General features: G+C 54.1%; 22 protein-coding genes and 1 pseudogene. 7 read left to right on the top strand and 16 right to left on the bottom strand.

Translation table 11 applies throughout. The annotated features are described in order from the left end of the window. Positions 1–18: 18 nt before the first annotated feature. The 13 genes from AC07VG_RS06280 to AC07VG_RS06220 all read right to left on the bottom strand — a co-directional run bounded on the left by AC07VG_RS06280 (position 19) and on the right by AC07VG_RS06220 (position 16,650). A complete protein-coding gene (locus AC07VG_RS06280) occupies positions 19–1,143 on the bottom strand; it encodes a DUF4915 domain-containing protein (RefSeq protein WP_495020673.1) in 1,125 nt (374 codons plus the stop codon). Positions 1,144–1,266: 123 nt separating this feature from the next. Then, positions 1,267–1,866 (bottom strand): adenylyl-sulfate kinase, encoded by a 600-nt coding sequence (gene cysC, locus AC07VG_RS06275; RefSeq protein ID WP_494999846.1) that lies wholly within the window; start codon positions 1,864–1,866, stop codon positions 1,267–1,269. Between the two features lie 63 nt (positions 1,867–1,929). Then, positions 1,930–3,069 (bottom strand): glycosyltransferase family protein, encoded by a 1,140-nt coding sequence (locus AC07VG_RS06270; RefSeq protein WP_495020672.1) that lies wholly within the window; start codon positions 3,067–3,069, stop codon positions 1,930–1,932. Continuing rightward, a complete protein-coding gene (gene wecB / locus AC07VG_RS06265) occupies positions 3,060–4,169 on the bottom strand; it encodes a non-hydrolyzing UDP-N-acetylglucosamine 2-epimerase (protein ID WP_495020671.1) in 1,110 nt (369 codons plus the stop codon). Before wecB ends, AC07VG_RS06270 begins: the two co-directional genes overlap by 10 nt. Positions 4,170–4,464: 295 nt before the next feature. Further along, the gene (locus AC07VG_RS06260) at positions 4,465–6,039 is read right to left on the bottom strand and encodes an FAD-dependent oxidoreductase (RefSeq protein WP_495020670.1); all 1,575 of its coding nucleotides are present in this window, start codon (positions 6,037–6,039) and stop codon (positions 4,465–4,467) included. Further along, positions 6,029–7,318: an NAD-dependent epimerase/dehydratase family protein gene (locus AC07VG_RS06255; protein ID WP_494999850.1), complete on the bottom strand. Its 1,290-nt coding sequence runs from the start codon at positions 7,316–7,318 to the stop codon at positions 6,029–6,031. Before AC07VG_RS06255 ends, AC07VG_RS06260 begins: the two co-directional genes overlap by 11 nt. After that, positions 7,315–7,722, bottom strand: a complete 408-nt coding sequence (locus AC07VG_RS06250; protein WP_495020669.1) for a GtrA family protein — start codon at positions 7,720–7,722, stop codon at positions 7,315–7,317. The genes AC07VG_RS06255 and AC07VG_RS06250 overlap by 4 nt, the downstream gene beginning before the upstream one ends. Continuing rightward, positions 7,719–8,474, bottom strand: coding sequence for a class I SAM-dependent methyltransferase (locus AC07VG_RS06245; protein ID WP_494999852.1), 756 nt, complete (start codon positions 8,472–8,474; stop codon positions 7,719–7,721). Before AC07VG_RS06245 ends, AC07VG_RS06250 begins: the two co-directional genes overlap by 4 nt. 32 nt (positions 8,475–8,506) lie before the next feature. Next, a complete protein-coding gene (locus AC07VG_RS06240; protein WP_495020668.1) occupies positions 8,507–9,529 on the bottom strand; it encodes a glycosyltransferase family 2 protein in 1,023 nt (340 codons plus the stop codon). Positions 9,530–9,532: 3 nt separating this feature from the next. Then, positions 9,533–11,950: a phospholipid carrier-dependent glycosyltransferase gene (locus tag AC07VG_RS06235; RefSeq protein WP_495020667.1), complete on the bottom strand. Its 2,418-nt coding sequence runs from the start codon at positions 11,948–11,950 to the stop codon at positions 9,533–9,535. Positions 11,951–12,001: 51 nt separating this feature from the next. Beyond that, positions 12,002–14,449, bottom strand: coding sequence for a glycosyltransferase (locus tag AC07VG_RS06230; RefSeq protein WP_495020666.1), 2,448 nt, complete (start codon positions 14,447–14,449; stop codon positions 12,002–12,004). 40 nt (positions 14,450–14,489) lie between these two features. Then, positions 14,490–15,842, bottom strand: coding sequence for an ABC transporter ATP-binding protein (locus AC07VG_RS06225; RefSeq protein WP_495020665.1), 1,353 nt, complete (start codon positions 15,840–15,842; stop codon positions 14,490–14,492). Beyond that, a complete protein-coding gene (locus tag AC07VG_RS06220; protein ID WP_495020898.1) occupies positions 15,832–16,650 on the bottom strand; it encodes an ABC transporter permease in 819 nt (272 codons plus the stop codon). The genes AC07VG_RS06225 and AC07VG_RS06220 overlap by 11 nt, the downstream gene beginning before the upstream one ends. Before the next feature lie 282 nt (positions 16,651–16,932). Here AC07VG_RS06220 and AC07VG_RS06215 point away from each other — a divergent pair, with 282 nt between their 5' ends. From AC07VG_RS06215 to AC07VG_RS06195, 5 genes are all read left to right on the top strand, one after another. After that, positions 16,933–17,904, top strand: a complete 972-nt coding sequence (locus tag AC07VG_RS06215) for a glycosyltransferase family 2 protein (RefSeq protein ID WP_495020664.1) — start codon at positions 16,933–16,935, stop codon at positions 17,902–17,904. A gap of 1 nt (position 17,905) precedes the next feature. Then, on the top strand, positions 17,906–18,751 hold the full coding sequence (locus tag AC07VG_RS06210) for an NAD-dependent epimerase/dehydratase family protein (protein WP_495020663.1): 846 nt from the start codon (positions 17,906–17,908) through the stop codon (positions 18,749–18,751). Positions 18,752–18,956: 205 nt separating this feature from the next. After that, positions 18,957–19,976: an MraY family glycosyltransferase gene (locus tag AC07VG_RS06205; protein ID WP_495020662.1), complete on the top strand. Its 1,020-nt coding sequence runs from the start codon at positions 18,957–18,959 to the stop codon at positions 19,974–19,976. A gap of 78 nt (positions 19,977–20,054) precedes the next feature. Next, positions 20,055–22,049 carry a polysaccharide biosynthesis protein gene (locus AC07VG_RS06200; protein WP_495020661.1) on the top strand — a complete coding sequence of 665 codons (1,995 nt, stop codon included), beginning with the start codon at positions 20,055–20,057 and terminating at the stop codon, positions 22,047–22,049. Between the two features lie 113 nt (positions 22,050–22,162). Then, positions 22,163–22,501 carry a ComEA family DNA-binding protein gene (locus AC07VG_RS06195; RefSeq protein WP_494999861.1) on the top strand — a complete coding sequence of 113 codons (339 nt, stop codon included), beginning with the start codon at positions 22,163–22,165 and terminating at the stop codon, positions 22,499–22,501. 65 nt (positions 22,502–22,566) lie between these two features. Here the strand turns inward: AC07VG_RS06195 and AC07VG_RS06190 are convergent, their stop codons facing one another. Beyond that, entirely contained in the window at positions 22,567–23,127 is a 561-nt protein-coding gene (locus AC07VG_RS06190; protein ID WP_495020660.1) for a TetR/AcrR family transcriptional regulator, read from the bottom strand. 163 nt (positions 23,128–23,290) lie between these two features. Between AC07VG_RS06190 and AC07VG_RS06185 the strand changes: the two genes are divergently transcribed. Then, on the top strand, positions 23,291–23,944 hold the full coding sequence (locus AC07VG_RS06185) for a GntR family transcriptional regulator (RefSeq protein ID WP_495020659.1): 654 nt from the start codon (positions 23,291–23,293) through the stop codon (positions 23,942–23,944). 15 nt (positions 23,945–23,959) lie between these two features. Further along, complete coding sequence (locus AC07VG_RS06180) at positions 23,960–24,811, top strand: urea carboxylase-associated family protein (RefSeq protein ID WP_495020658.1); 852 nt, start codon at positions 23,960–23,962, stop codon at positions 24,809–24,811. 17 nt (positions 24,812–24,828) lie between these two features. On the opposite strand, the gene AC07VG_RS06175 is transcribed toward AC07VG_RS06180, so the two are convergent. After that, positions 24,829–24,996, bottom strand: a complete 168-nt coding sequence (locus tag AC07VG_RS06175) for a DUF2897 family protein (RefSeq protein ID WP_494999865.1) — start codon at positions 24,994–24,996, stop codon at positions 24,829–24,831. 121 nt (positions 24,997–25,117) lie between these two features. After that, positions 25,118–25,504, bottom strand: a pseudogene (locus AC07VG_RS06170) (ethanolamine permease); the annotation flags it as partial.

The raw sequence follows: 25,504 nt of genomic DNA, 5'->3' as shown, positions 1-25,504 counted from the left end.
GGCCTTGAAGACGCTCGTCTACCATCTCAACCAACGACGGATATTTCTTATCGGCTGGGTCAGAAGCCAGGAGTTGCTGCTTAGAAGTTGCCCGTATTGATGGCGGACTTCCTCGTACCGCTGGCTCATTGTCGTCAGCTCCGCATCCCGCTCCGCCAACAGAGAGAAGGCATGATGATGCTGTTCATTTTGCTGGTTGAGTTGTTGTGCAAGTGATGCAATGAGCCGTTCCTGTTGTGCGCTACATTCTGCGAGCGTCTGAAGTTTAATGTCGCGCTCGTTTATCGAGTGTTGGTACAGGGTCGATGCATGTTGGCTGATACCTGCCAGCAAGGCAGGCACAACATCCGGGTTTTCGATTCCATGAATCGAATAAACCTCCGGCACGGGTAAGTCAATATAGCCCAGCTCTTGCCAGGATTGACTGTCCAGTGCGACCAGGCGGGCGCTTGACAAGCCATCGCTGTCAATATTTCGTGAGCGACTCAGTCCTATATAGATCTTGCCATTCTGCACGCAAATGCCACGGGTATAACCTTTCAGGACCTTGCTTCGCAAGAGTAGTCCGCGGCGGTCATATTCACGTAACTCTTTGCTTTCGGAGTTGGCCAGTAACAAGTGCTCGCCTACGGAGCACAGGCTATGAGGCTGTGAGAGACCATTGATAAGACGTTCGCCGGTGTGCAGGTCCTGAACAAAACCGGCTAGTTCGGTATTGCCCTTGTACTGACGAGGCTCGGTGAAATCACCAAAGGCACAAAAGACGATACGTTGATTCCAGAGTGTCAGGCAGTTGAGGTGTTTCGCATCTTGTCCCCCAGCAAATGTCCAGCGACGAACCTCTTTTACCTGTTCATCCAGTTGCAGAATTTCATTGGCCGTAGTGCCGACGGTGTAAAGGAAGGGCTCCGCGATCAGGACATCATGAATATCATGAATGTCAGGAACATCGTGTTGTTCAACGTGATGATTTTTATAAAGCACCAACCCTTGGGGTTGTAAACCTCTTAGTAGAGTACTCCCGTTCAGGCTGATGCCCGTGGTGTTGATCGTGTCCAGATGGAATGCCTGGTCCTGATGAATAAATAAAAGCCCACCTCCATTGGGCGAGGAAACCAGTAAATTATCAAATAGGTAGTGCATGCGTTTCGGTACCTGCAACCAAAAATGACGAAAATGCTGTCATCGAGCACTTCTGGATTTCTAAAGTGATCGCGAACGACGGTGTTTACCTACACGTCCTTGTTCAGATAGCGGCAGAGCTGACTAATAGGGGCGCTCGATCAAGGCAAGCAATTGATCCACCCCGGCACCCAGGCTCACGTTGTGGGTGTCGATGCTCAAGTGTGGCTGTTCGGGGGCTTCATAAGGTGAAGAAATGCCGGTGAAATTCGGCAGGCTGCCCGATCTGGCCTTGTTGTACATACCTTTCGGGTCACGGGATTCGCAGACCCCCAATGAGGTACTGACATGGACTTCGCGAAAGTGCTCGGCGCCAATAATTGTTCGGGCCAGTGCGCGATCCTGGGTGAAGGGGGAAATAAAGGCTGCGATGACGATGAGCCCCGCATCGTTCATCAATTTCGCCACTTCTGCCACGCGGCGGATATTTTCCGCGCGATCCTCGGCGCTGAAGCCCAAATTGCTATTAAGGCCATGGCGAACATTATCGCCATCGAGAACGAAAGACAGTTGCCCCTTATCCAGCAGGCGCCGTTCCAATGCAAAGGCCAGGGTCGATTTCCCCGAGGCGCTCAAGCCGGTCAACCAGAGTGTGATCGGCTTCTGCCCCAGCAACTGCTGGCGGTCTTTTTCTGTCACCTGACTGGCGTGCCACATCACAAGTGGAGGTTGTGCGTTGGTCATAAAGGAGCGGTCCGTTGAACACGTTATGAAATTTTATATCGGCCAGGTGGCAAGATACTGCAATCAGTCAGTGACCTGAGGCAGGGGGCTACCTGCACGGGCATCTGAGAGCAGGCGGGTTGATGAAAAGCGTGTGCTCCACAGATTTTCCTGGCGAAACGCCTGGATCCTTGAAAAGTCGCAGCGATAGCCGAGCGCTTGCCGGCTCGTCTGGCGCAGATCACTATTTTCATCGATCAACCATACCGCTGTCTCCTCATCGCGCCATGCCATTTCACCGAAGCGAGTGGAGATCACCGGTAGGCCAAGCGAGCGGTACTCGTAGTATTTGATCGGATCGACGGATGCTGTCAGGCGATTGAGCTTGAATGGGATCAAGCCAACCGAAAACGTCGCCATGGCGGCAATGGCCTCGGCATGGGGGCGTTCAGGTAATAATTCGATATTTCCGGGTAGCGGACAAGAAGGGCGGGTAAATATGGGGCCAATCAGTTGAATCCGGTTTTCAGGGTTGGCTTGTGCCAACGCGATGGTCAGGTCCCAGTCGAACCAGCTACCAATCGTTCCCACATAGCCCAGCAATTGTTGTTTGGTATCCAGCACCAGCGATTCGATGGGGGCCAGTTTCTGTATGTCACAAGCATTCATTGCCAACTCCACCTTGTCGGCCAGGGCACCCAGCGTTTTACTGATGGCGGTGGAGGAAACCAGGATTTTCGATACCCGTTCTACAAGCAATCGCTCGCAAGCGGCCATGGAGCGGCGAGACAGCCCTTGATAGAAGGCCGGAAAATCGTCCATGGCATCGTAAACCGAATAGCTTTCGGGCAGGCACTCAAGTAGCAGCAGCGCAAGTGCCGAAGGTTTGCCGACGCAAATCATGCAGGAATCTTGCGCAGCGAAGACCAGGGCTTTCTTGATGACCTCGCGCCAGAGCAGCGTTTGCAGCAAGCCCGAGCCCGGAATAGGCTCGATGGGCAGGAACTTGGGCTTGACGACCTTAAGCCATTGAGGAAACAGCACCTCTTTTTCGCTTGGAACAGTGGGGCTGCGTCTGAAATCAGAGTGTCTTGGCAGTCTCGTGGGATAGGGGTCTATCCACAGTACCTCCGCCTGTGTTTGCTCGTGATACCAAGCCACGAAGTGATGCGAGCGCTGGCTGAAGCTGGCCCAGGGGACAGGGGAAAGATAGATCATGCGCATGTTTGGAAATGCCGTACCAGAACCTCGACGATACGTCCGGCCGCGAGGCCATCCCCGTAAGGCGAAACGCCTCGTGCCATGGCTCTATAGGCCGCGGGATCGTCAAGCAATCGCTGAGCCTGTCCGATGATGTTCTGCTGAGCGGCACCGACCAGTTTTACCACCCCGAGCTCGACGGCTTCGGGGCGCTCGGTTTCCTCCCGCAGCACCAGTACGGGTTTACCGAGGGCCGGAGCTTCCTCCTGGACACCACCGGAGTCACTGATGATCAAATAGGCGCGTTTCATGGCTGCGACGAACTGTGCATAGTCCAGGGGCTCACAAAGAATAATGTTGGGCGTCTGGCCCAGTATTTCGTAAGCGACATCCTTGACGTTGGGATTGGGGTGCACAGGGTAAAGTATCTGAACATCGGTGTTTCTTTCAGCGATCGTCTTGAGTGCCTGGCATATCGAGCGGAAGGGTTCGCCGAAGTTCTCGCGACGGTGGGCGGTCACCAGCACCAGGCGTCTGCTCTCGTCCAGTTCCATATCAAGGGCAAGAGGCTTGGCTGCCGCTATCAATAAGGCGTCGATGACGGTGTTTCCTGTCATGGTGATCGCCGTCGCGGCAATACCCTCCTTCGACAGGTTCTCCACGGCTCCCCGAGTTGGCGCAAAATGCCAGCGTGCCAGCTTGCCAACGATGACCCGGTTCGCTTCCTCGGGGAATGGGTTGTACAGGTCGGCAGTGCGCAATCCGGCCTCAATATGTCCAAATGGAATGCGTTGGTAGAAGCAAGCCAGTGCGGCCCCCATGACCGTCGTGGTATCGCCTTGAGCCAGTACGACATCTGGCTTTTCGGCAAGCAGTACCTTATCGAGCCCTTCCAGCAGGCGTGCGGTCAATGTTGCCAAGGATTGGTTGGGACGCATGATGTCCAGGTCCAGATCCGGAATAATGTCAAAAAACCCGAGGACCTGGTCCAGCAGATGGCGATGCTGGGCCGTGGCGAGGACTCGGCAGTTGATGCTGGCTTCTGCTTGCAATGCTTTGATGACTGGAGCCATTTTAATGGCCTCAGGACGTGTACCGATAATGCAGAGTACCTTCTGAGTCATTACTTTATCGATCCTGTTATGCGTATGGCGAGTTGCTGAGGTGCGTTGTACAAAGGGGCAGGCTATTGGACTAAAATCTTGCTGGCGCTTTAGCAGGACTGAACATCAAGCGTTACCCTCCGAGGCGTTGGGGCAGGGTCTCTGTCATAGCGACGACCATAAATACCCAAAAGCTCTGCGCCGCGCGCGCCTCCTTGTATTTAACATTCGTCGTCCCTTATGTTGACGGCTTCTTAGCTGCTGTCGGCAGGGTGGCGTTATTTATCCATAAAGCATAACAGATCTTTACGCCTGTTTAATATGGCACTAAAGCCAGCTTTCGTCCGATTCGATCAGCGTTGGCCATAATAGTGAGTGTGTGAGACTTTTCCGTGATTTTTGGCAGGCAAGAACCATCTATCAAATGGACACCGGGAAGGCCAGCCACTTCACCTAATATATTGGTGTGCCCTGCTTGAGGGGTTGCGTGCATCGGAAGTGTTCCTGCATAGTGGATATCCGCTCCGGGCTTCCCAATACTGAAACTCATCGGCATTAACAGGGCGCCCATTTTTAAATAGTGTTTGCGTAATTTTTCCTGCGCCATGTTCATGATCGAAACTGTCTCTTGCCGTTCTTTTCCTTTGACCAATAAAGCGCCATCGTTCCCCAGTTCTACGGTGTTGTCAGATAGGTGGCCAGGCAAGAACAGGTTGCCTACCAGGCAAGAACTGAGCAGATTTTTCAACAGTTCAATGCTGTAGCGTTTGCTCATGGGCAGTCGGCTGACAAACTCGGAGATGGGAAGACCTGTCGTGCTGAACGTCGAGCCAAAAGCAGTGATATCGGCTGTAAGATCGAGCGCAAAGGAGAGTTGACCCAGGCCAAATGTTGAGACTCTTGGCGTTCCGAGCATTCTCGGCAGCCACAGGAGAAAAGCGGCAGTGGGGGAGGAGAGCAGCGGTAGAGGTGATGTGTGTCCAAGCCGCTTGAGCGTTAATCGCGTAGACGCCAGTGTGCCTGCCGCTAGTAGCAAGCGTCGCCCAGAAAATTGTTGGGTGGCGTGTTTATCCGTGATTGTCCATAAATCGTCGCTTTTGAAAAAATCATGCACCAGCATTCCCTGTCTGTGTTGAAAACCAGGATATTGCTTGAGCTTTGCAAGTTCCTGGGAGGCGCTGTAGAGGGATTGGTTGTGACAGCCCCACAGACAGTTACCCAGTGAGTCGCAGGCTTTTCGCCCATCCAGGTCCTTGCTTAAAACCGCCACCCTTGAGCGGCCAAGACGAAAGCCCGACGTTGGCAGGCGTGCCGGGAGCTTGCTGTAGTTTTGATAGAGCCGTTGATGGAGTTTATCCAAGGGCAGGGCTGGCTGCGACCACTCGTCAAGGCCGAAGTAGTCAGAAAGATCATCGTCTGCATTGCCACTGATGCCCATCCGCCGAGAGACCGTTTCATACGATTTTTCCATTTCTTTGTATGGAATGGGCAGACCGGAGAATTCGCTGGCAGAAAGACGTGCAACCCCGCATCCCCAGGCGTTGGATAGACCGCCGGTGGCCAGTGAACCGACCACGATGAAACCCTGTGCGCGGATAAGGTTGGCCGTGTTGTAGTTGTCGAATACATAAGCGTGGGTTGGCGTTCTCAGCTTGGGTGAAACAGCCTCCAGCTTTTCAAACGCATGAAAGCGTTCGCCAATCATCCATTTCCACTGCTGCTCATTGCGTTCTCTATTGAGAATATATGGGCTATCCGGGGCCGCGGGTGAGTCAGATGCACACTGGGCGTCCACCATGAGCACTCGCAACCCGGATTGGACGAGTGGATAGGCGGCCGAGGTTCCCGCTGGGCCGCTGCCTACGATAATGACGTCGAATTTATCTTTCACGCCTGCTCTCGCTTCCCATAAATAGTTGACGGGCAAAGGGTTTACAGAGCATTGCGAACAAGCGCCAGACGAGTTCCTTGAAAGCCGTTATTGCCAGTGCAGACAACGCCCTCAGGGCCCCACCCTGTTGCTGGGGATCTAAAAACACTCGCGCGCCTTGTGGACTGGCCTCGGCAATCTGGATTGCATATTGCAGGCGCAGCGCAAGTTCCTGGTTTTGTGGGTGTCGAAGGTTGGCAGGGTTGTCCAGCAGCCCCAGCAGTATCGGCCAGCGTGCTATCAAGCTTGAACAAAACAGCCTTTCACGTTTGCCCGCGCGTTCTAAGGCGTAGACGTAACGTCGCACCAAGCTGGGTTTCGGGGCCGTCTTGAGCAGATAGCTCAAGAGGGTAGTCCCCTCTCGAAGTAGATGCCTGCGTTTATTATGACCCCCACCGTGCATGCCTTGTGCCAAAGGACGGAGTACAAGATGGGTTCGTTGCAAGGACTCTTCGCACTGCAGGGAGGGGAGTTTGATCAGCGAGAGCACTCGATCAAGCCCGAATCTCTCGCTCAGGGAGCGGCCGAGTAGCCATCCCAGTAGCTTGATGAGGCCGGTCGGCAGGGGGAGTGGCAGACGAAACTTGTTGAGTCTGTCAGCAGCAATCGACTTGAGAAAACGAGTAAACGGTATCGGCTGTATTGCTCCCAGGCTGATGATTTCTCCCTGGATATCATCACGGTTGGCAATACTCAGTATGGCGCTGGTCAAGTCTTCGACGTGAATCGGTTGTACCCAGGCCGTTGGCAAGAACACCGGGATGACCGGAACGCGCCTGACCAGGTTCACCAACAGACCGAATAATCCCCGTTCCGGGCCGCCATAAACCTGGCCCGGCCTGATGACAATCCCCGAAGACTTCAATACTTCTTGTTCAATACGCCATTTTATCTGGCCATAGGCGCTGGGGGCTGTCGGACTCGCGGTCTGACTGGAGATGAAGATAAATCTCGCATTTGCCTTGAGCGTCTTATCGAGCAGGCTTCTGGCCGCTTCTATTTCGTACTCAAGGGACGAGTCGATACTCTTCGAGGTGTCCGCTGCCAGGTGGATGACTGCGTCGACATCGGCTGGGAAATCGGGTGCGGGGCCGTGCAGGTCATAAGCAAGCCACGTGTATTCGGGGGGGCATGCTGTTCGTGTCGCGCAGATGATCTGACTTCCCTCACGCCTTGCCTGGGCCACCAGCTCTCGGCCGATATAGCCTGTTGCCCCGGTAATCAGAAGCTTCACGCTCATGACTCTCCAGTCCTGTTGGGGCTGGAGCGATCAGCCGCTCCAAGGCGAAAGATAAATAGCTTACTTATCCAGTAGGTCAACATCACGCAAAGGACGTCTGAGATGAATTTGACCAGCGTCGGATGATCGAGGAAATGCAAGCCAATTGTAAATATAGCTGATGAGAATGGGATATTGATGGTCAGTAGGGAGAAATAGCGCAGCGCTTGAGTTTTTTTACTACCTTGTGTTGATTCGAAGGTGAAGTGACGGTGTAGAAAAAAAGCAAAAATGCCGGCAATTACTTTTCCAGTGATATTCATGAGTACCAGTTCATCCTTGAATATAAAGACCAGAAAAATAAAGACCCCCATATCCAGCGCGTAGGCCAGAACCTGGATGATGGCATAGCGGAGAAAGGTCAAGGCTTTTTCCTGATGACGATGATGTGGTGTAGCGCGAAAAGATAGCGTGCTGGGTAAAGTAGTTTTTCAATAAGTTTGAGTGCTGGTGTCAGCGCATCGGGGAGTAATTGCCTGAAGTTCAAACCACCGGATGTCAGGTAACGAATGTAGTTGTTACATACCGCCATGTGCGCAATCTCAAGTCCAGGATGCTTGCGCTCGAACTCTTCCCTGTCTCGTACGAAAACAATATAGCTAAGTGCCTGGTTCGCGCCGTTCATGGGGCCGCTGACTGGCGTTTCCCAAGAGTTATAATGCGGGTCGAAGCCTTCAGATTTGAAGAGCCTTTTATAAAGAAATCTGGAGCATGGGCCGTAGAATGGCTCGATCAAAATAGCGCCGCCGCCTGGCTTGAGTGTGCGATTGAGTTCGGCAAAGAAAAGATCGGGGTGGGGGAAGTGATGAAAGCAATTTTGTCCATAAAAAACCCGGGTGCAGTGGTCTTCGATATCCATCGCTTCTGCATTTAGTACTTTGTCCAAAGAGGGCGAGAAAACGATATCTGTAGCCAGAACCCCCGGGTAGGACTCTCGCATGGGGGCAATCCCTGCACCGAGTTCGATTTCCAGTCCTTCAGCGTAAAGGTAGCGTTCTGCCAGCTGTTTGAAGGTACGATGGAAGTCGCTAAATACTTCTCGCAGCATGGGTTTTTGCTGCAGCACTTTTTGATGCAGATCCAGACGTTCAGCACCGTCGATATCCAGCTTTTTCAAGGTGGGATCGGTTAAAAAATTCCTGATAATACTCACTGGGTTTTGCCGCCTGTCGCTTGTGCTCTACGTCGCTTGAGGTGCCTTGGTCGGCTCGGTACTGCCGCAATATCGTAACCGAGGAATGCCATGATCAATTGTATTCCGGTGAGTACCGGAAGGGCGCTCAGCATGACCGTGCCCGCAGATGTCGGAAGGCCATCGGAGAGTGATTGTAGCCAGTGATGTCCCCCAAACAGGATACCAAACAATAGCAAAAGGATACCCACCGGGAGTTCTATGGATGCCAACGACATATTGCGCAGGTAATAGTTATAAAAAATTCGTTTTGTGAAATTTCGTGCATGCTTGAACAGGAACTCTCCGATTATATTGGATATTTTAAGGTTGCTGACCTCATTTCCGTACTTTGCTTCCATTGGCACATCAATCGCAACGGCGCGCAACGTGTTCAAACGGAAAAGAATGTCGGTTTCAAAAAAATAACGCTGACTGATTCTGTCGAAGGGTAATAGCTTGGCCACGTCACGATGTATGGCGGTATAGCCATTGGTGGGGTCGAACAGGTCCCAGTAGCCGGTGGATAGTTTGGCTATCAAGGAAAGTACAGCATTGCCAAAGAGGCGTACCTTGGGCATGGATTGTACTTGTTCCAGATCGAAAAACCGATTGCCTTTCGTGTAGTCGGCCTCTCCCGCCAGGATGGGGTCAATGAATAGCGGAATTAAACGCGGGTCCATCTGACCGTCGCCATCGATTTTGACAATGATACTTGCGCCGTCGCCAATGGCCGCGGCATAGCCGGTCATTACCGCGCCACCAACACCTTTATTTAACTCATGAGTCAATACGTGGACGCGGGGGTCACTGGCGTGCATTGTCACATGGGCGCCGGAGCTCTCCGGACAGGCATCATCCACGACATAGATACGCCATATGTCGGGACCTATGCCACGGATGACCTCCAGTATGTGAGCGACCACCTTGAAGCAAGGAATGACTACCGCAACACGTTCTTCGTCGCTGAAAAACTCTATTTTTGGGGGTATGGAGGTCATTGTCTACTTTCTAAATGAGACGGACTTGAACGCCAGCGGCGTTTCCGTGTGGCCGGAAGCGTAAATGATTGCCGTTGTTGCATCTTTTGGTGCGGTCACGATCATTTCGTGAGTGACCCAATCGTTGCTGCACTCATAGGTCTCTATGTTTGTTGTGATAAAAATGCCTTGAGCGTTAATCCAGTTGACTTGAATTCGCCCTTTTGTAGATTGTGTCGAGCAGCGAGCGGAAATGATCGCTTTATAGCTTCGTCCGGCCTCTATGCTGACGGCTTGAGTGGCCGGGCTTTTTACATCAACATTAAAAATTTTGTTGATAGGGTCATAGTTCGAGGGGGCGCTTAGATTCCATCCTTCCAGGTTTGAAAGGTCACTGTTTTTCAACGTTTCCTGAGTGTATCGATACGCATCATTGAGTCTTCTCAGTTCCACGTCTCCAACTTTTGCTATGGGGATTGAAATATTAAGCAGCGCCTGTAGTTTTTCGGCTTTAAGCATCGAAGGTTCTATAATCAACCACTCGACATTTCTTTTCAGAAAAGCGTCAGCCAATGCGCTTTCGGTGGTGGTCGCATTATATTCAGTGCTCCACTTCAAGTTATACCATGACGGGTAAAGAGCATCACCTTTCAAACCGGCGCTGTAGGGATTGGCAAAGAGGGCAACTGGCTGCCGTGCGCCGTTGAGTATATTCACCATTTCAATAATTTTTCGGGTGGGGCGGATATTTGTTAAATAGATATCTCGCCCCTCTGTGCTGAATAGGGGGGAGAGGAGTAGCTGCCCGTAATAAGTGGATGATTGGATAAACCAGAGGTTGAGGATTAGTAGCATGCCTCCAACCGTAGCGCTCGAGGCTTTTGCCCGCCACGATGCGCCCGAGAAAGACAGTGCCAGTGCTGCGCTGATCATGGCAAAAGAGGGCAGCACATAGCGTAAATAAGCGGTGGAATGGTAGGTCATGACCAGTGCACCGATGGCTATCAGTAAAATACCGAGTGCCTTTTTATGATTTCGGCACAGCAAAATCATGATCGCGGCAGGTATGAGTAGCCACTGAAATCCTGCTGCCCCGACTTTCCCTTCGATGTAGCGGTTGGACGAGAATGTCATGCTGTAGAGCGTGTCCCATGAGACCCCTTTTTCAAAAGCTGTCGGTGCCTGAAAGTCGGTGCTGGGCCACAGAGGGGAGTGGAATAGCGTATTAAAAAAAGGAAAGACCGGGTTGCCAGTTGAGTACCAGGAGTAGGCGTAAGGTATGACGCCTACCAGTAGAAAGCAGAAAAGCCCCAAGAGCAGATAGGGGCGCAAACCCGACTTCATCCAGGCTTTGGATTGTAATAAAAGTACCAACATGAGAATGGGCAGTACGCTGAACGTCACGGCTTTTGCGGCAAGGGCAAAGCCCAGCAGTGCGCCGGCCAGCATCAGATGGATATACCTGTCTTGCTCGTCAGGTGTACTGCTAGAGACTTTCAATAGCGATAGCGTCCCCGCCATGGTGAACGCTGTCCAGACCGACTCAATAAATAAACTGCTATTCTCGGCAAATACGATGGGTGTCGATAAAAAAATAAGTGCGGCCCATCGAGATTGATTAGCACTGCCTCCTGCCCATATTACGAATTCACGAATTTGGCAGGCCACGAGCAGTATAAAACTCGTGTTGATCAGGCGTGCTGCCGTTTCGCCGGCGAGCATGTACACAAGGCTATATATCCAATCACCGAGCATGGGCCATAGGGCCCATACATAAAGTTCTGCATTGAAGCCCCACTGGTGTTGCTGTGCCAGATGAGCGGGAATAAACAGGTGCATGGTCAGTGCGTCATAGCCAATTTCCGGCATGAAGGCAATAGTGACATACAGGCCCGCCAGGCTACAGGCAGCGATATCCAGAGCGTTGCAAGATATCGAGGCTGGGCGATAGTTTACGGCTTCATTGTAAAACTGGCGGATAAGCTCTTTTGCGTGTTGGCTGTTTACTAGAAAGGGCAGTAATAATAACGCTGTATATGACCCGGGGTAGTTGATGGGGAAGTGCGCCGCCAGCCCCGTGAGGGTGCCTAGTATCCCGCCACCGAGCAGTAGCCGCACCGACCATTCGCTGTTTTTCCAGCGCCCCAGAATCTTATGGCCCAAGACGCTTGAAGACAGGCCGAACAGAAGAACCACGAGCATGGGCCACGCTTGGCCGCAAGCCAGGGTGATGGCCACGATCAAGCCAGCACCCATTATTAGCGGCGACACCTTGCGTAACGCCGAAAGCACTGCTGTGCTCAAGGCAAACAACAATACGAAACGTATGCTGTTGTCCACTGCCGGGTAGCTGAGGGTTGAGAGGCCGTGCCAGCTGACTGCGATGGTGGCTAATACGACAGCCGTTATTAGCAGGCGTTGGATGGGGGGTCTAAACAACATGAGGTCTCTCTTGTAGGCAGCAGATTCAGAAGGGCTGGCGGATGCATATTTTCATGCATCACGATATCGATGGGGGATCCAGGCTCCCCACTTGCCTTCATAAATTGCCTTGTTCTTTTCAAACAGTGCCTGTTTTGTTTCTGCACCGAGTTTGTTGAAAGATGCTGACAGGTGATGATGGACAAAGACATCTTCGGCGCAGACGGCGCGTAGCCCCTGTTGTTGAATACGACGACAATAGTCATCGTCCTCGAAAAAGCCTAATCCATAATCTTCACATAAACCGCCGATTTGCTCATAGTGTGAGCGCGGTATCATCACGCAGAAAAAGGCCAGCGTATTGATTTCGAACCACTGCCCCATGTGTTTGCGGGTAATGCTCTTGGACTCGGCGTGCATGGCCGCCAGGTGGGTATAGCGTGTGGTAATGCGCGCCTCATTGCCAATATTGTTGGTGACGGGGCCGATAATACCAATATCCTCATTATCGATCAGATGGCGCATCAGGCCCTTGATCCAGCCTGCCGTTACAATCGTGTCATTGTTCAGTATGACCAGATAGTCTCCATTGGCGGCTGCCAACCCCTGGTTGTTGCCGGCGGCGAAGCCTTTGTTATCTTGGTTGAGAATGGTAATGCGGTCGGGACCGGCCTCGGCCCATTCGCTCAGAAAGGCCGGTGTGTCATCAGTGGAGTTGTTGTCGACGACAATGATTTCGAGGTTTGCGTAGTCGCTTTCGTTTACCAGGCTGTTGAGGCAGGCCTTGGTCAACTCCAGGTTGTTATAGGTCAGTACCACGACGCTGACTTTTGGCGCAGGTAAACTGTCGATCGCCTGACGCAGGGCGATGGCTCGATGTTCCCAGGTCTGGGCTTGCGCAAACTGCTGGCGAGCCAAGCGCGCCAAGGAGGTTTCGGGGAGCTGTTCCAAGACGCTTCGAACGGCGGCAATAAACGCCGTCGGGTTTTCAGCGGTGTTGACCAGGTTACCGAACTGATCCAGTTCCGGTAGCTTGACCGATACCACGGGCTTGCCGGCGCTCAGGTACTCATACACTTTCACCGGGTTGGTCGCCAGTGTCAGGGGAATGATCTTGAACGGCAGCAGGCACACATCCATCGCATGAAGATAATACGGCAGGGATGCATAGGGAACTTCGCCCTGCATGATAATGTTCGGGCAGTCCTTGAAGTATTTTTTTGCATTGACCGTATCGCTGCCTATGAGCAGTAACAGGTGTTGGGGAAAGGCTTGGGCGAGCTGTTTGACCAGTTGAAGGTCGAACCACTCCGCGATCGCTCCGTAGTAGCCAATGATATTTCTGTTTTGCGGATCCCGATAAATCCGCTCTGGCGGTTGACAGAAAGCGCTGTACTCCGCGGCATTGCGTATCACGCTGACGTTCTGGTTTTCGCGTTTGCCGTGCTGTTCGATCCAGGTCGATGTGGCAACCAGCAGGTCTGCCCGGCGCATCAAGGTTTTTTCCAGGTTCAGTAGTTCCTGGGCGACATTGCCAAACCCCTCGTGATGGTCCATGCAGTCATAGATCAGGGTGGAGTTCGGAACGCATCTTGCGAGCGGAAACCAATAGGCGTGTTGGACAATGCAGTGCGCCCTCCCGACGTTTGCCCACTGCATCAACTCTGCCAGACTCAGGCGTAGTTGTTTTATCGCGGTGCGGGTGGGCGGAGCGTGGTAGATGGCCGGCGCGCCCAATACATTCAATTTGATCTGGAACAGTCCACTCACGCCTTCAAGGGGTTCAACTTCGAAACCGGGGCTGTCGTTATCAATGAATTGATTGGAAATGTAGAACGTCACCTGGCCGGTTCGTGCCAGCTCTTTGGCCAGGTTCTGTGGACGCTGGATACGAAAATGCCAGTCAATGACCCCAAAAATTAGGACGGTGGCCTGCGGTTCACAAAACGCCGCTTCAGGGCTGTTCGCGGGTGTCGCCATCAGCGTTGAAAACGGTCGGTTTTGAGTCATTGCCCCGGCGTTGCCTTTCAGCCAGCGGCGGACCCTATGGGCCAATTTACTCTTCTTGCTGTGTGCAAGTGGTAGATGGATGTAGACAAAACGAGCTGAATTAAACAGAAGCTTGTATACCAGATGGCGTAGCGGCGCACGGTCCATGGTGATTGCCCAGTCTGAGAGACTTAGTAATTCGGTTTGCTTTGACGCGAGTTGGTGATGCAGGTTGGCGACTTGCTCCGACAGCGCCTGGGCTTGAGCTTTTTGCTCCTGGAGCAGCCTCTCGGTTTTCTTGAGTTTCTGCGATGCCGCTTGCGCCTGTTGCTGGCTGTGCTCTATGTGCCCAGCCAGCCGCGCCAACTCTGACAGGCAATCATCGAGCCGCTTTTTCTCGACGCGGAGCTGGTCAATGGCCTGGTCGCGGCTTTCGATGCCCTTGAGCAATTGCGCGTTTTCGCCTGATTTACGCTCTACCGCGCAAGTCAGCCTGTCGATACGTTCGAGAAGGCGATCAATCTGTTCCATGCTTTCATTTCCCAGTGGGCAAAACGGTCGATCTGAGCGCCTATTCATTGGATCGACAGCCTGGAGTCTTCTTTTTATGTGTGTTTTCTGGCCAGTCGGGGAGGGCCGGCGACAGTACCCGGTCGATGCTGAAGGTGGTATCGAAATAGGTTGGTGTGCAGATTTCTTTATGGCAGCTTACGTTGAAGATGATGGCATTGACTATACGGTCCGCAACCATCAGTGGCGCTCTGGTGTCTGGCGCATAGGAGGCTCCCACACTGAGGGCATAATCGCCTGGATAAAGCAGCGGAATGTGGATACGGGCTTCCACCGTCATCCGTTCGCGCATTGAGGTAAAAGACATCGGTACCATCTGCTCCAGACGGGTATTGGTCGAGGCGATTTCCTCGCCTCGAATGTTCCGGACGATGTAGCCGAAGACCAGCTGATTCTCGGGTGTGAGGCTTACGTTGGCCACCGTGAATCTGAGGATGACATCCGAGCCTCCTTGGACGTTATCGATCGGATTTCTGTGGTTATCGTAAAGCCGGGCACCGACGACCTGGCATTTCTGGTCCCCCAGGCGTCGACCTAGATTGGGGATGTGTTCTTCAATGTCCACACCGGATGCCGTGTGTGCCAGTTCTGCGCAGGGTGGTTCCACGGGCTTTTGAATCTGGAACAGTGAGGTCAAATATTCATCCACTACCGGACTGGAGGCGCCTATGGCGCGAATCCGACCCTGCTCCAACCAGATGGCGCGGTTACAAAAACGCTTGACCAGCAGGCTGTCATGGGTCACCAGCAGGATGGAGGTTCCGCGCTCCTGCAGCTGATGCAGGCGGTCCATGCATCGGTGAATGAAAAAGGCGTCTCCAACGGCAAGGGCCTCATCGACGACAAGTATTTCGGGGTCAATATTGGCCTGGATGGCAAACGCCAGGCGGACATACATGCCACTGGAATACATTTTTACCGGTCGTTCGATGTAGTCGCCAATTTCGGCGAAAGCTTCTATGGCGGCATATTTTTCGTCGATCTCTTCAACACTCAAACCCAGCATGATGCCGTTGAGATAAATATTTTCACGTCCGCTGAATTCGGGATTGAAACCAGCTCCTAACTCCAGCAGTGCAGCGATACGGCCATGAGTTTTGATACTGCCGCTGCTGGGGTTGAGTGTGCCGCAAATTATTTGTAACAAGGTGGATTTGCCACTGCCATTGCGACCGATGATGCCGACGGTTTCACCCTTCTTTATTTGAAGGCTAATATCATCCAGGACCGGAATGGCTTTGAAATACTGTTTGCGTCGACCCGCACACATTTGAAGCAAACGGTGAAAGGGTTTTTCATAGAGGTGATAATGCTTTGATAGGTTTTCAACACTGATCGCCATTTCAGATGACATCAGCGAAACCCTTTCGTGTTTTTTGAAACCAGGCGAAACCTAGCCAAGCCACCAGGAATGTGACGACATAATAGATTGCCAGGCCTTCCCAGTGCGGCCACGTTCCCCAGAATAGAGCATTGCGGGCCATTTCCACCGGAAAAGTCAGGGGGTTGGATTTGAGAAAGATATGATAATTTTCAGGGAGTGCTGATAAAGGATAAAAAATAGGTGACATAAACAACAGCGCGGTGGTCAGGATGCCGATCAGCTGGCTAATATCACGCAGGTATATGCTCAGGGCTGCGAGGAACCAACTGAGCCCGAGTATCAATAAGCTCAATGGGAAAATGATCAGCGGTAGTGAAAGGGCTGTCACAGGCGGCGTGCCAAACAGCACGACATAGAAAAGCAGCCAGGCCAGAAGGCTGATGGCGGTGTGAAATAAGGCGGCACCGAGCGATACGATCGGGAGGATTTCCAGGGGGAAGACAATTTTCTTGACGTAATTGGGGTTGCTCAAGATCAGGCCAGGTGCACGGTTTACACACTCGGAGAACAGATTGAAGAGTAGCAGGCCGGCAAACAGTACCAGTGCAAACTCGCTCTTCGAGTCGCTTCCTCCTGACCAGCGGGTCTTGAAGACCACACTGAAGAAAAATGTATAAACTAATAACATGAATAACGGGGTGGCGAAAGACCAGAAAAGGCCGAATATTGAACCTTTATAACGACCCGTGACCTCTCGGAAAATGAGCGCTCGGATCAGGCTCTTGTTGTTCAAAATGCTGCGCAGCATTGAGAGGGGGGACGAGTTGAACGACTGCATCAGGCTGGTGTCTCGCGTGATCAAGCATCGACTCATGGGGGATGCGTTTATGGGTCGATGTTGAAATGTTTATTTTTTTTGTGGTGCCATTCCGGTGGCGTCATTTCAGTGGCGATGCACTTTATCTATCGACCATTAGCTATTTTCAAGGCCTGTGGCTACTATATATTGGACTGTGGTTGCAGGGAAGTATTCGCATTGACCGTCGTGCCGACGATTTTAGCAGTAGGTAACAGGTGGGTATCGGAATTGTTACTCTGTCGAATATGGATTTGAACTGTTTTGAACTCTCTATTGACCCGCCGTGAGCTGGCTTCATTTGAGTCGGGCTCTTCAGAAATGTCGCCTGCACCGTTAGGCAATAATTGCGATGTTGTTATTGTCAACTACAATGCAGGCGAATTTCTCTCTGAAAGTGTCTTGTCCGCATGGCGGGCAGGCGCTTCCCGCGTCATTGTGGTGGACAACGCCTCAAAGGATGGCAGCTTGGACACCTTGATGCCGGTTCAGGGGGGAGAGTTGCACGTTGTGCGCAATGCCTCCAATCTCGGGTTTTCTGCCGCTTGCAATATCGGTACCCACCATACATCGGCCCCTTATGTGTTATTTCTCAATCCGGATTGTGTGCTGGCTGCCGATGCGTTGAATGGCATGATTCAGGCCTTGGTGAGTTATCCGCATTCGGGGATGGTGGGGGGCTTCCTCTGCAACCCTGATGGTACGGAGCAGCCCGGTGGCCGGCGCGTTTTCCCGACGCCCAAGAGGGCTTTGTTGCGGGCATTCGGGCTCTCTCGGTTTTCGAAGTTCCTGCCGGCTTCATTTTCCGACTTCTTGCTGCACGAGCAACCGTTGCCACGCCAACCTGTGGTGGTGGAGGCCATTTCCGGTGCCTGCATGCTTGTTCGGCGTGAGGCCATCAAGGATGTAGGGCTGTGGGATGAGGGCTATTTTCTCCACTGCGAGGATCTGGATTGGTGCATGCGTTTTCGGCAGGCGGGTTGGGATGTCTTGTATGTGCCGAGTGCCAAGGTAAGCCATCAGTTTGGCGCGTGTAGCCGTAGTCGCCCCTATTTTGTGGAGTGGCACAAACATCGTGGAATGCTGCGTTTTTATCAAAAATTTTTCCGTCGCCAATATCCCGGGATTTTGTGGGTGGGTGTGGCGGCTGGCGTCTGGCTACGCTTCAGTTTGGTGGTTGTTCGCCATTTGGTCATGAGCGTGGTCGCCTTTTTTAAACAGAAAAAAGACGCATAACGTGCGTGTCGCGATCTTGGGGGGGGCGAGTTTTCTCGGGGAGCGGCTGATTCCGTTGTTGCAGCAGTCCAGTTTTGAGGTGACCCCCTTTACGCGTGACCGTTCCCGACTTTCCTCCTCGTTGGTGCCGTGGCGGCACATTGATGATTGGCCACACCTGAAGTTTGACGCCCTTGTTTCCCTGGCGCCGATCTGGGTCCTTCCCGAGTATCTGCGGCATCTTGCTCGAAGCAAGGTCACACGTATCGTTGCGCTCTCCTCAACCAGTCGATATACCAAGTGCGAATCACCGGACCTTGCCGAACGTGAGCTGGCTGATCGCCTGGCGGCGAGTGAGTCGTTGCTGGAGCATTGGGCTCGAGATCATGGGGTCGAGTGGATCGTGTTACGTCCCACCATGATTTATGGCTTGGGGCGGGACAAGAATATTTTTGAAGTGGCCCGCTTCATTCGTCGATTTGGTTTTTTTCCGCTGGCTGGCGGTGGTATGGGGTTGCGTCAGCCGATACATGTCGAGGATGTGGTACAGGTCTGCTTGCGGGCCTTGACCGCACCCGCTGTCGTTGCGGGAGGCTACAACCTGTCCGGGGGAGAAGTGCTTTCTTATCGGGCGATGGTGGTACGTATCTTTGAGGCGCAACGGTTGCCGGTGCGTGTTGTCAGTATTCCCGTGGTTTTTCTGCGCCTGGCCATTTCGGTGGTGCGTTGTCTGCCTCGTTATCGACATCTATCCACCGCCATGGCTTCGCGAATGGTTGAGGATCTGGTGTTTGATCATGCCGAGGCTCAACGCCAATTCGATTTCCTGCCCCGCCCCTTTGAGTTGAGCGATACAGACTTGCCTTGAGACTCGCCAGCGGCTCATGACCAGGCTGGCTTCATCACCGGACGGCGGATGACTCGATACCGGCCGCGAGCATTCCAATGCTTTCTGCTGGCAGACAGAGCCTGACGCGCTATTGCGATGTTGCGTAGAATAGCCGACTGCGTTCGCGGGCTTTGCTCTTTGCCTTGGCTTGTGGGTGGCCAATGTTTCAGGAATTTTGAACTAGATGATGATTTTGCTGCTGTGTGCGTTCGTACTGGTCTGCTCATTATTGTTGACCGGTGTGTTACGCCGATATGCATTGGCGCGCAGTTTGATGGATGTCCCCAATGGGCGTAGTTCTCATTCTGTTGCTACGCCGCGTGGTGGTGGTGTAGCGATCGTGCTCGGTTTCTTGATCGCTTTGCCGGTTCTAGCCTGGGCGGGCCTGCTGCCAGGGCCGGTGTTCGGGGCATTTTTTGCGTCCGGTGCTGTTGTCGCGATAGTGGGATTTCTCGATGATCATGGACATATAGCCGCTCGTTGGCGCCTATTGGCGCACTTTTTCGCCTCTTTTTGGATCCTGCTTTGTCTGGGAGGCGCGCCAGCCTTCAATCTGTTCGGAGCAGAGGTCAATTTGGGCTGGCTGGGTCATATCCTGGCGGCTTTTTACTTGGTGTGGATGCTCAATCTCTATAATTTCATGGACGGAATTGATGGGATTGCCAGTATCGAGGCTATTTTTGTATGTCTCGGTGCTTGTCTTGTCTATGAGCTGGGAGGGTATGAGGGCTTGCTCTGGGCTCCGCTGTGCCTGGCAATGGCCGTTGCCGGCTTTCTTTATTGGAACTTTCCACCCGCTCGCATTTTCATGGGCGATGCGGGCAGCGGTTTTCTGGGCGTCATGCTGGGAGGGCTTTCGCTCCAAGCCGCTTGGCAGGCGCCCCATTTGCTGTGGGTATGGTTGATTCTGCTGGGCGTATTTATCGTCGATGCGACTTTTACACTGGGGCGGCGCCTGCTTCGTGGAGACAAGGTGTATGAAGCTCACCGTAGCCACGCCTATCAATTTGCCTCGCGTCAGGTGGGGCGTCATTTACCCGTGACCCTGGCTGTGCTCGGGATCAATGTCGTCTGGTTGCTGCCCATCGGCTTGTGTGTCGGCTTGTCTGTCCTGGACGGTTTCACCGGTATGCTGCTGGCTTACGTCCCTTTGGTGTTTATCGCGGTCAGATTTCATGCGGGTGAGTTGGAGAGAGTTGGTTAATCTGTCGTGACCTGGGACAGGTTTGGCTGATGGTCGATCCAGGACGACGACATTGTGCAGGTAAGCTATAGAGGGGTTATGGATAAGATACGAGCCTATTTGGTAAGTCTGCCACGTCGAAAGAAGCGCGTTTTGCAGGTGCTCACCGATATCGTCATGGTTTGGTTGGCACTGTGGATGGCGTTTGTCGTGCGCTTGGGGGTGGACGACCTGATCAATCCATTTACCCAGCACCGCTGGCTATTTATTGCCGCTCCGGTTGTCGCAATTCCACTTTTCATTCGGTTCGGTCTTTATCGAGCGGTGATGCGTTATTTCGGCAATGATGCGTTGATCACCATTGCCAAGGCGGTGAGCCTTTCGTCGCTGATCCTGGGGGTGGTGGTCTATCTCTACAGCAACCACCAAGTGGTTGTTCCGCGCTCGATCATTTTCAACTATTGGTGGCTGAGTCTGGTCATGGTGGGCGGTCTGCGGCTTGCGATGCGTCAGTACTTCCTGGGTGACTGGTTTGGTACCGCGCAGCATATGCCGTTCAGCAATCGTGATGATGGTTTGCCCAAAGTCGCGATTTACGGCGCCGGCTCGGCGGGGAATCAACTGGTTGCCGCGTTGCGCATGGGGCGTGCCATGCGGCCTGTGGCTTTTATCGATGACGACAGCGGTATTGCCGAGCGCAATATCGCGGGCTTGCAGGTCTACAAGCCCAAGCATATCCAGCAGATGATCGATGCCACGGGGGCGCAGGAGATACTCCTGGCGATCCCGTCGTCTTCGCGTGGCCGGCGCCGTGAAATACTGGCGTTGTTGGAACGCTATCCGCTCCATGTGCGAAGTGTGCCGGGCTTCATGGATCTGGCCAGTGGGCGGGTCAAGGTCGACGATATTCAGGAAGTCGATATCGCGGATTTGCTTGGGCGCGATACGGTTCCCGCTCAGGAGGAGCTGCTTGAACGCTGCATCAGCGGGCGTTCGGTGCTGGTGACCGGGGCCGGCGGTTCAATCGGTTCCGAGCTTTGCCGACAGATTCTGGCGCTTCGTCCTACCATGCTTCTGCTTTACGAGCACAGTGAGTTCAATCTCTACAGTATCCTCTCCGAGCTTGAGCAGCGTATTGCTCGAGAGTCGTTGTCGTTGCGTTTGCTACCGATCCTGGGTTCCGTGCGCAATCAGAACAAACTCCTGTCGGTCATGAAAACCTGGCATGTCGAGACGGTCTACCATGCGGCGGCCTACAAGCACGTGCCGATGGTTGAGCACAATATCGCCGAGGGCGTACTGAACAATGTGATCGGTACCTTGAATACTGCACAAGCTGCCTTGCAGGCGGGTGTTGCCAACTTTGTACTGATTTCCACCGACAAGGCCGTACGTCCAACCAACGTGATGGGCAGTACCAAGCGCCTGGCCGAAATGACGCTCCAGGCGCTCAGTCGTGAGCTTGCACCTGTGCTGTTTGGCGATCAGGCCAAGGTATCGCGGGTAAACAAGACCCGCTTCACCATGGTTCGCTTTGGCAATGTGCTTGGTTCATCGGGCTCGGTCATTCCGCTGTTCCACAAGCAAATAAAAGCAGGCGGACCACTGACCGTTACTCACCCGAAGATCACGCGTTACTTCATGACGATTCCAGAGGCCGCCCAATTGGTCATTCAGGCCGGTTCGATGGGGCAGGGTGGCGACGTCTTTGTTCTGGACATGGGCGAGCCTGTCAGGATCGTCGAGCTGGCGGAAAAGATGATTCATCTTTCCGGCCTGAGTGTGCGCACGGACAAGAGTCCTCATGGGGATATCGCGATCGAGTTCACCGGGTTGCGGCCTGGTGAAAAACTTTACGAAGAATTGCTGATCGGTGACAACGTCGCTGCGACCCAGCACCCGATGATCATGAGTGCCCGCGAAGATATGCTTTCATGGGATGCGCTCAAGTCCAGGCTGCATGAATTGACGGCTGCCGTTGAAAACGATGATTACGTACGCGTACGGCAAGTGTTGCGCGATACCGTAAGCGGTTACGCTCCCGACGGTGAGATTGTCGACTGGATTTACCAGCAGCGGCGGATGGACCCCTGATCGCTACACACTTGGTAATGACGTGATTTTTGACAGGAGAGCCCCATCATCTAGGTTTGGAAAGCAGCTTCGGAAAAGCTGCTTTCCTCTCACGATGTCATGGAGTGTCACTTATGCACACAGGCTTTCTCTCGTCCCTCGCGTTCACCCTGCTACTGGGCATCACGGGTGTGGTCAATGCGGCGCCGGCCGCGACCGCCAAGACCGACCCGGCGGCTCCCGCTTCAAGCTCGGCGGCGGCAGCCGCCAAGCCCGACAAGCTCAACCTCAACACCGCCGATGCTCAAGCCATCCAGCACCAGCTCTCAGGTATAGGTGAGGCAAAAGCCCAGGCCATTGTGGCCTATCGTGAAGCGAACGGCCCTTTCTCTTCAGTGGACGAGTTGCTCGAAGTCAAGGGCATCGGCAAGTCGCTGCTCGACAAGAATCGCGACAAGCTTGATATCAACTGAATACGGCCGTCGGCAGAGGAGGCCTTTCCCGTGATCGGTCTCTTCTCCAGGCGCAAGGCCGCGGTTTACTCCACCTGATTCTTCAGGTGCGCCTTTGTCACCGCCAATATCTTCTGCGCCAACGCCTCGTCCTCGGCGCTTCTGGACAGCACCAGCGCCCCCACCAGCGTCGCCAGCATGACAATGCTCTGATTCTGTGCATCCGGCCCTGACCCCAGGGCGTCTTCTACCTGCTTGAGTCGCGACTCGATCACTGTATCCGTCGTCGAGCTCGGTTCCCCTCGTTGCCCCAGTTCCAGGCACATGGTCGGGAGTGGGCAGCCGTGATCCGGGGTGGTCAGGTGCCACTCGGACAGATAGCTGTCGATAAAGGCTTGCAGCGGTTTGTCCTGGCTGAACAGCGTATCGCAATGCACGTCCAGCTCGGCCGCGGCTTCCTGCAGCGCCTTTTCCACCAGCTCGTCCTTGGATTTGAAATGCGCGTAAAAGCCGCCATGGGTCAGCCCCAGCGCCTTCATCAGTGGTTGCAGGCCGGTAGCGCCAATACCATCACGTCGGAAGCGTGCGGCAGCCTCCTTGATGATGCGTTCGTGGGTTTGGGCTTTGTGGTCTTGCGAATACCGCATGGCGGGCTCTCCAAATCATTAAGCCATGATAACCGTGACTTATAGACGATTCGTCATGTTTTTTCCGGGGGAGGAATGACTAATCGGAGTGGGAAGCGAAGACTTGGCATGAATAATGATTACCCATTTATCTACGATTGTTGAACAATCCAAGGCGATGATCATGAGTGCAGAGTTGTCCCTGGCCGACCAGATTACCCTGGAGTTGCGCGCCGACATTATCGGCGGCCGCCTGCTGCCGGGTATGCCGCTGGTCGAGAGCGACCTGGTCAATACCTACAACGCCTCGCGCAACACGATTCGCGAGGCGCTCCATCGGCTCGGCCAGGAAGGCCTGGCCCGTTACGTCCGGAACAAGGGTGTGATGGTGCGCCGCCTGGGCCTCGATGAGGTGCGCGATCTGTTTCAGGTCCGTCGCACCCTGGAGCAGCAGGCCATCAGCCTCAGCAAGCCCCTGCGCGAATATCAGTCCGACCGCATGCTCGAAGCCATCGAGGCCGCCGAGCTGGCCCGCGAGCGCGAGGACTGGCGAGCCCTGGGCACCCACAGCCTGGCATTTCACCAGCATATCGTCGGCTTGATGCACAGCCCGCTGTTCGATGAGTTCTTCACCAACATCGTCGCGCAGTTGCGCCTGGTGTTTTGCGCGGCCCCCGATGAGCAGCGTTTTCAAGCGCCCTGGCTGGCGCGAGACCGCTATATCCACGACCTGCTCGTCGAGGGGGACAAGCGCGCCGCCGGGGAGGCGATGAGCCTCTACCTCGACGATTCCGAGCAGATGCTGCTCGACTTTTTAAGCCGTTCTCCCCATCACTGATCGAGGATCTTGAGCATGTATAAAGACTATCCCGCCGCCTATCAGGTCAGCAAAGGCTCGGCCTTGCAGGTGGACACTGCGTTTTATGAGCGCATCCGCGAGGAAAAAGCAGGGCGTACGCTGATCGAACAGTTCGAGGTGCCGATTCGTACCGGGCGCGCCTGGAAGGTGCCGGCCGGTCATGTGTTCCGGGTGACCACGCCAGTCGGCCCGCAGGTCGGCGACTTCAACGTCTGGAATGCCAACGACCCGCGCGAGCGCCTTTGGGCGGCTCGCACCCGTCAGTTGCAAGGGGCCCATGTCAGCACCCATGACCGGCTCTGGTCGAACCTGCCGTTCCTGCGGCCGCTGGTGACCATCACCGACGACAGTCTGGCCGGCTACGGGATCGACGAGCATGGCGGGCGTTTGCACGATCTCCTGGGAACGCGCTGTGATCCCTATGTGAACAAGATGCTGACCGGGGAGGACTTCCACCATCACTGCCACTCGAATCTGACCCGTGCCGTCCTGCCCCATGGCTTGACCGAGTTCGATGTCCACGACGTGTTGAATATCTTCCAGTGCACCGGGCTCAATCACGATGACATGTATTTCATGAAGGCCTGCCCGGCACAGCAGGGCGATTACCTGGAGTTCTTCGCCGAGATCGATCTGCTGTGTGCGCTGTCGACCTGTCCGGGCGGTGACCTCTCGCTGCCGATGTGGGGGCCCGAGGCGCAGGACCCGCTCAGTGTCTGTCGTCCGTTGGGGGTTGAGGTCTATCGGCTGGAGCCGTCATTGCTCGACGGTTGGAGCTCGCCCGAGCGAGCGGCCTACAAAGGCCAGCATGGTTTGCATATCGCCAAGGCGGCCTGGGAGAAATAACCGGCGGGAATGGACGATCAGCGATCTTTCGCGTCCTGGGCGTCCATCTCGGCATTACGTTCCTGGATGCGCCGACGCTGTTCGTCGGTCAGTTCCACTTTGTTCGCGGTGTCGCGCAACATCATCAGACTGCCGACGATGGAGCCGATGGCGATGACGATGATCAGCCAGGCATACCAGGGCATAAGGTTCTCCTTGAGGGGCCGTTTGCGGATGAGCATTTCATCCGCAACGTTGGCCCTTACCACTTTGAGTCAAAAGATTTCTCAGTGGTTCCATTGTAAGCCCGATCCGCCTGAATAGCCCTTAAAGCCCGGTCAGCATCGCATCGGCCGGTGCGGCGGCACGTAGTTGCCCGGTCAACTGGAAGTAGATGAAGCCCAGCGCCATGAAACCGAGGAAAATCAGGCCGATCAGGGTGTTGAACCAGGCCATCGCGATCAGGCACACCACCGCCAATACCAGCGCGATCCCCGGGACGATCGGGTAGCCCGGCGCGCGGAAGCTGCGCTCCAGGTTCGGCTCGGTTTTGCGCAGTTTGAACAGGCTCAGCATGCTGATGATGTACATCACGATGGCACCGAATACCGACATGGTGATCATCGCCGCCGTCAGGCTCATGCCCTGCAGGTTGACCAGGCCATCGCTGTAGATTGCCGCGATGCCGACCACGCCGCCGGCGATGATGGCGCG

The organism is Pseudomonas sp. GW821-FHT03C07 (assembly GCF_059420925.1).
The sequence above is the reverse complement of the archived record's forward strand: the minus strand, read 5'-3'. Positions and strand labels throughout refer to the sequence as shown.

Bases quoted from the DNA above. Each gene is read 5' to 3' on its own strand.
- AC07VG_RS06180 (WP_495020658.1), top strand. From the start codon at position 23,960: ATGTATAAAGACTATCCCGCCGCCTATCAGGTCAGCAAAGGCTCGGCC.
- AC07VG_RS06230 (WP_495020666.1), bottom strand. From the start codon at position 14,449: ATGGAACAGATTGATCGCCTTCTCGAACGTATCGACAGGCTGACTTGC.
- AC07VG_RS06280 (WP_495020673.1), bottom strand. From the start codon at position 1,143: ATGCACTACCTATTTGATAATTTACTGGTTTCCTCGCCCAATGGAGGT.
- AC07VG_RS06195 (WP_494999861.1), top strand. From the start codon at position 22,163: ATGCACACAGGCTTTCTCTCGTCCCTCGCGTTCACCCTGCTACTGGGC.
- AC07VG_RS06240 (WP_495020668.1), bottom strand. From the start codon at position 9,529: ATGACCTCCATACCCCCAAAAATAGAGTTTTTCAGCGACGAAGAACGT.
- AC07VG_RS06220 (WP_495020898.1), bottom strand. From the start codon at position 16,650: ATGCAGTCGTTCAACTCGTCCCCCCTCTCAATGCTGCGCAGCATTTTG.
- AC07VG_RS06205 (WP_495020662.1), top strand. From the start codon at position 18,957: ATGATGATTTTGCTGCTGTGTGCGTTCGTACTGGTCTGCTCATTATTG.
- AC07VG_RS06175 (WP_494999865.1), bottom strand. From the start codon at position 24,996: ATGCCCTGGTATGCCTGGCTGATCATCGTCATCGCCATCGGCTCCATC.
- AC07VG_RS06270 (WP_495020672.1), bottom strand. From the start codon at position 3,069: ATGCGCATGATCTATCTTTCCCCTGTCCCCTGGGCCAGCTTCAGCCAG.
- AC07VG_RS06235 (WP_495020667.1), bottom strand. From the start codon at position 11,950: ATGTTGTTTAGACCCCCCATCCAACGCCTGCTAATAACGGCTGTCGTA.
- AC07VG_RS06255 (WP_494999850.1), bottom strand. From the start codon at position 7,318: ATGAGCGTGAAGCTTCTGATTACCGGGGCAACAGGCTATATCGGCCGA.
- AC07VG_RS06190 (WP_495020660.1), bottom strand. From the start codon at position 23,127: ATGCGGTATTCGCAAGACCACAAAGCCCAAACCCACGAACGCATCATC.
- AC07VG_RS06225 (WP_495020665.1), bottom strand. From the start codon at position 15,842: ATGTCATCTGAAATGGCGATCAGTGTTGAAAACCTATCAAAGCATTAT.
- AC07VG_RS06185 (WP_495020659.1), top strand. From the start codon at position 23,291: ATGAGTGCAGAGTTGTCCCTGGCCGACCAGATTACCCTGGAGTTGCGC.
- wecB (WP_495020671.1), bottom strand. From the start codon at position 4,169: ATGACTCAGAAGGTACTCTGCATTATCGGTACACGTCCTGAGGCCATT.
- AC07VG_RS06200 (WP_495020661.1), top strand. From the start codon at position 20,055: ATGGATAAGATACGAGCCTATTTGGTAAGTCTGCCACGTCGAAAGAAG.
- cysC (WP_494999846.1), bottom strand. From the start codon at position 1,866: ATGACCAACGCACAACCTCCACTTGTGATGTGGCACGCCAGTCAGGTG.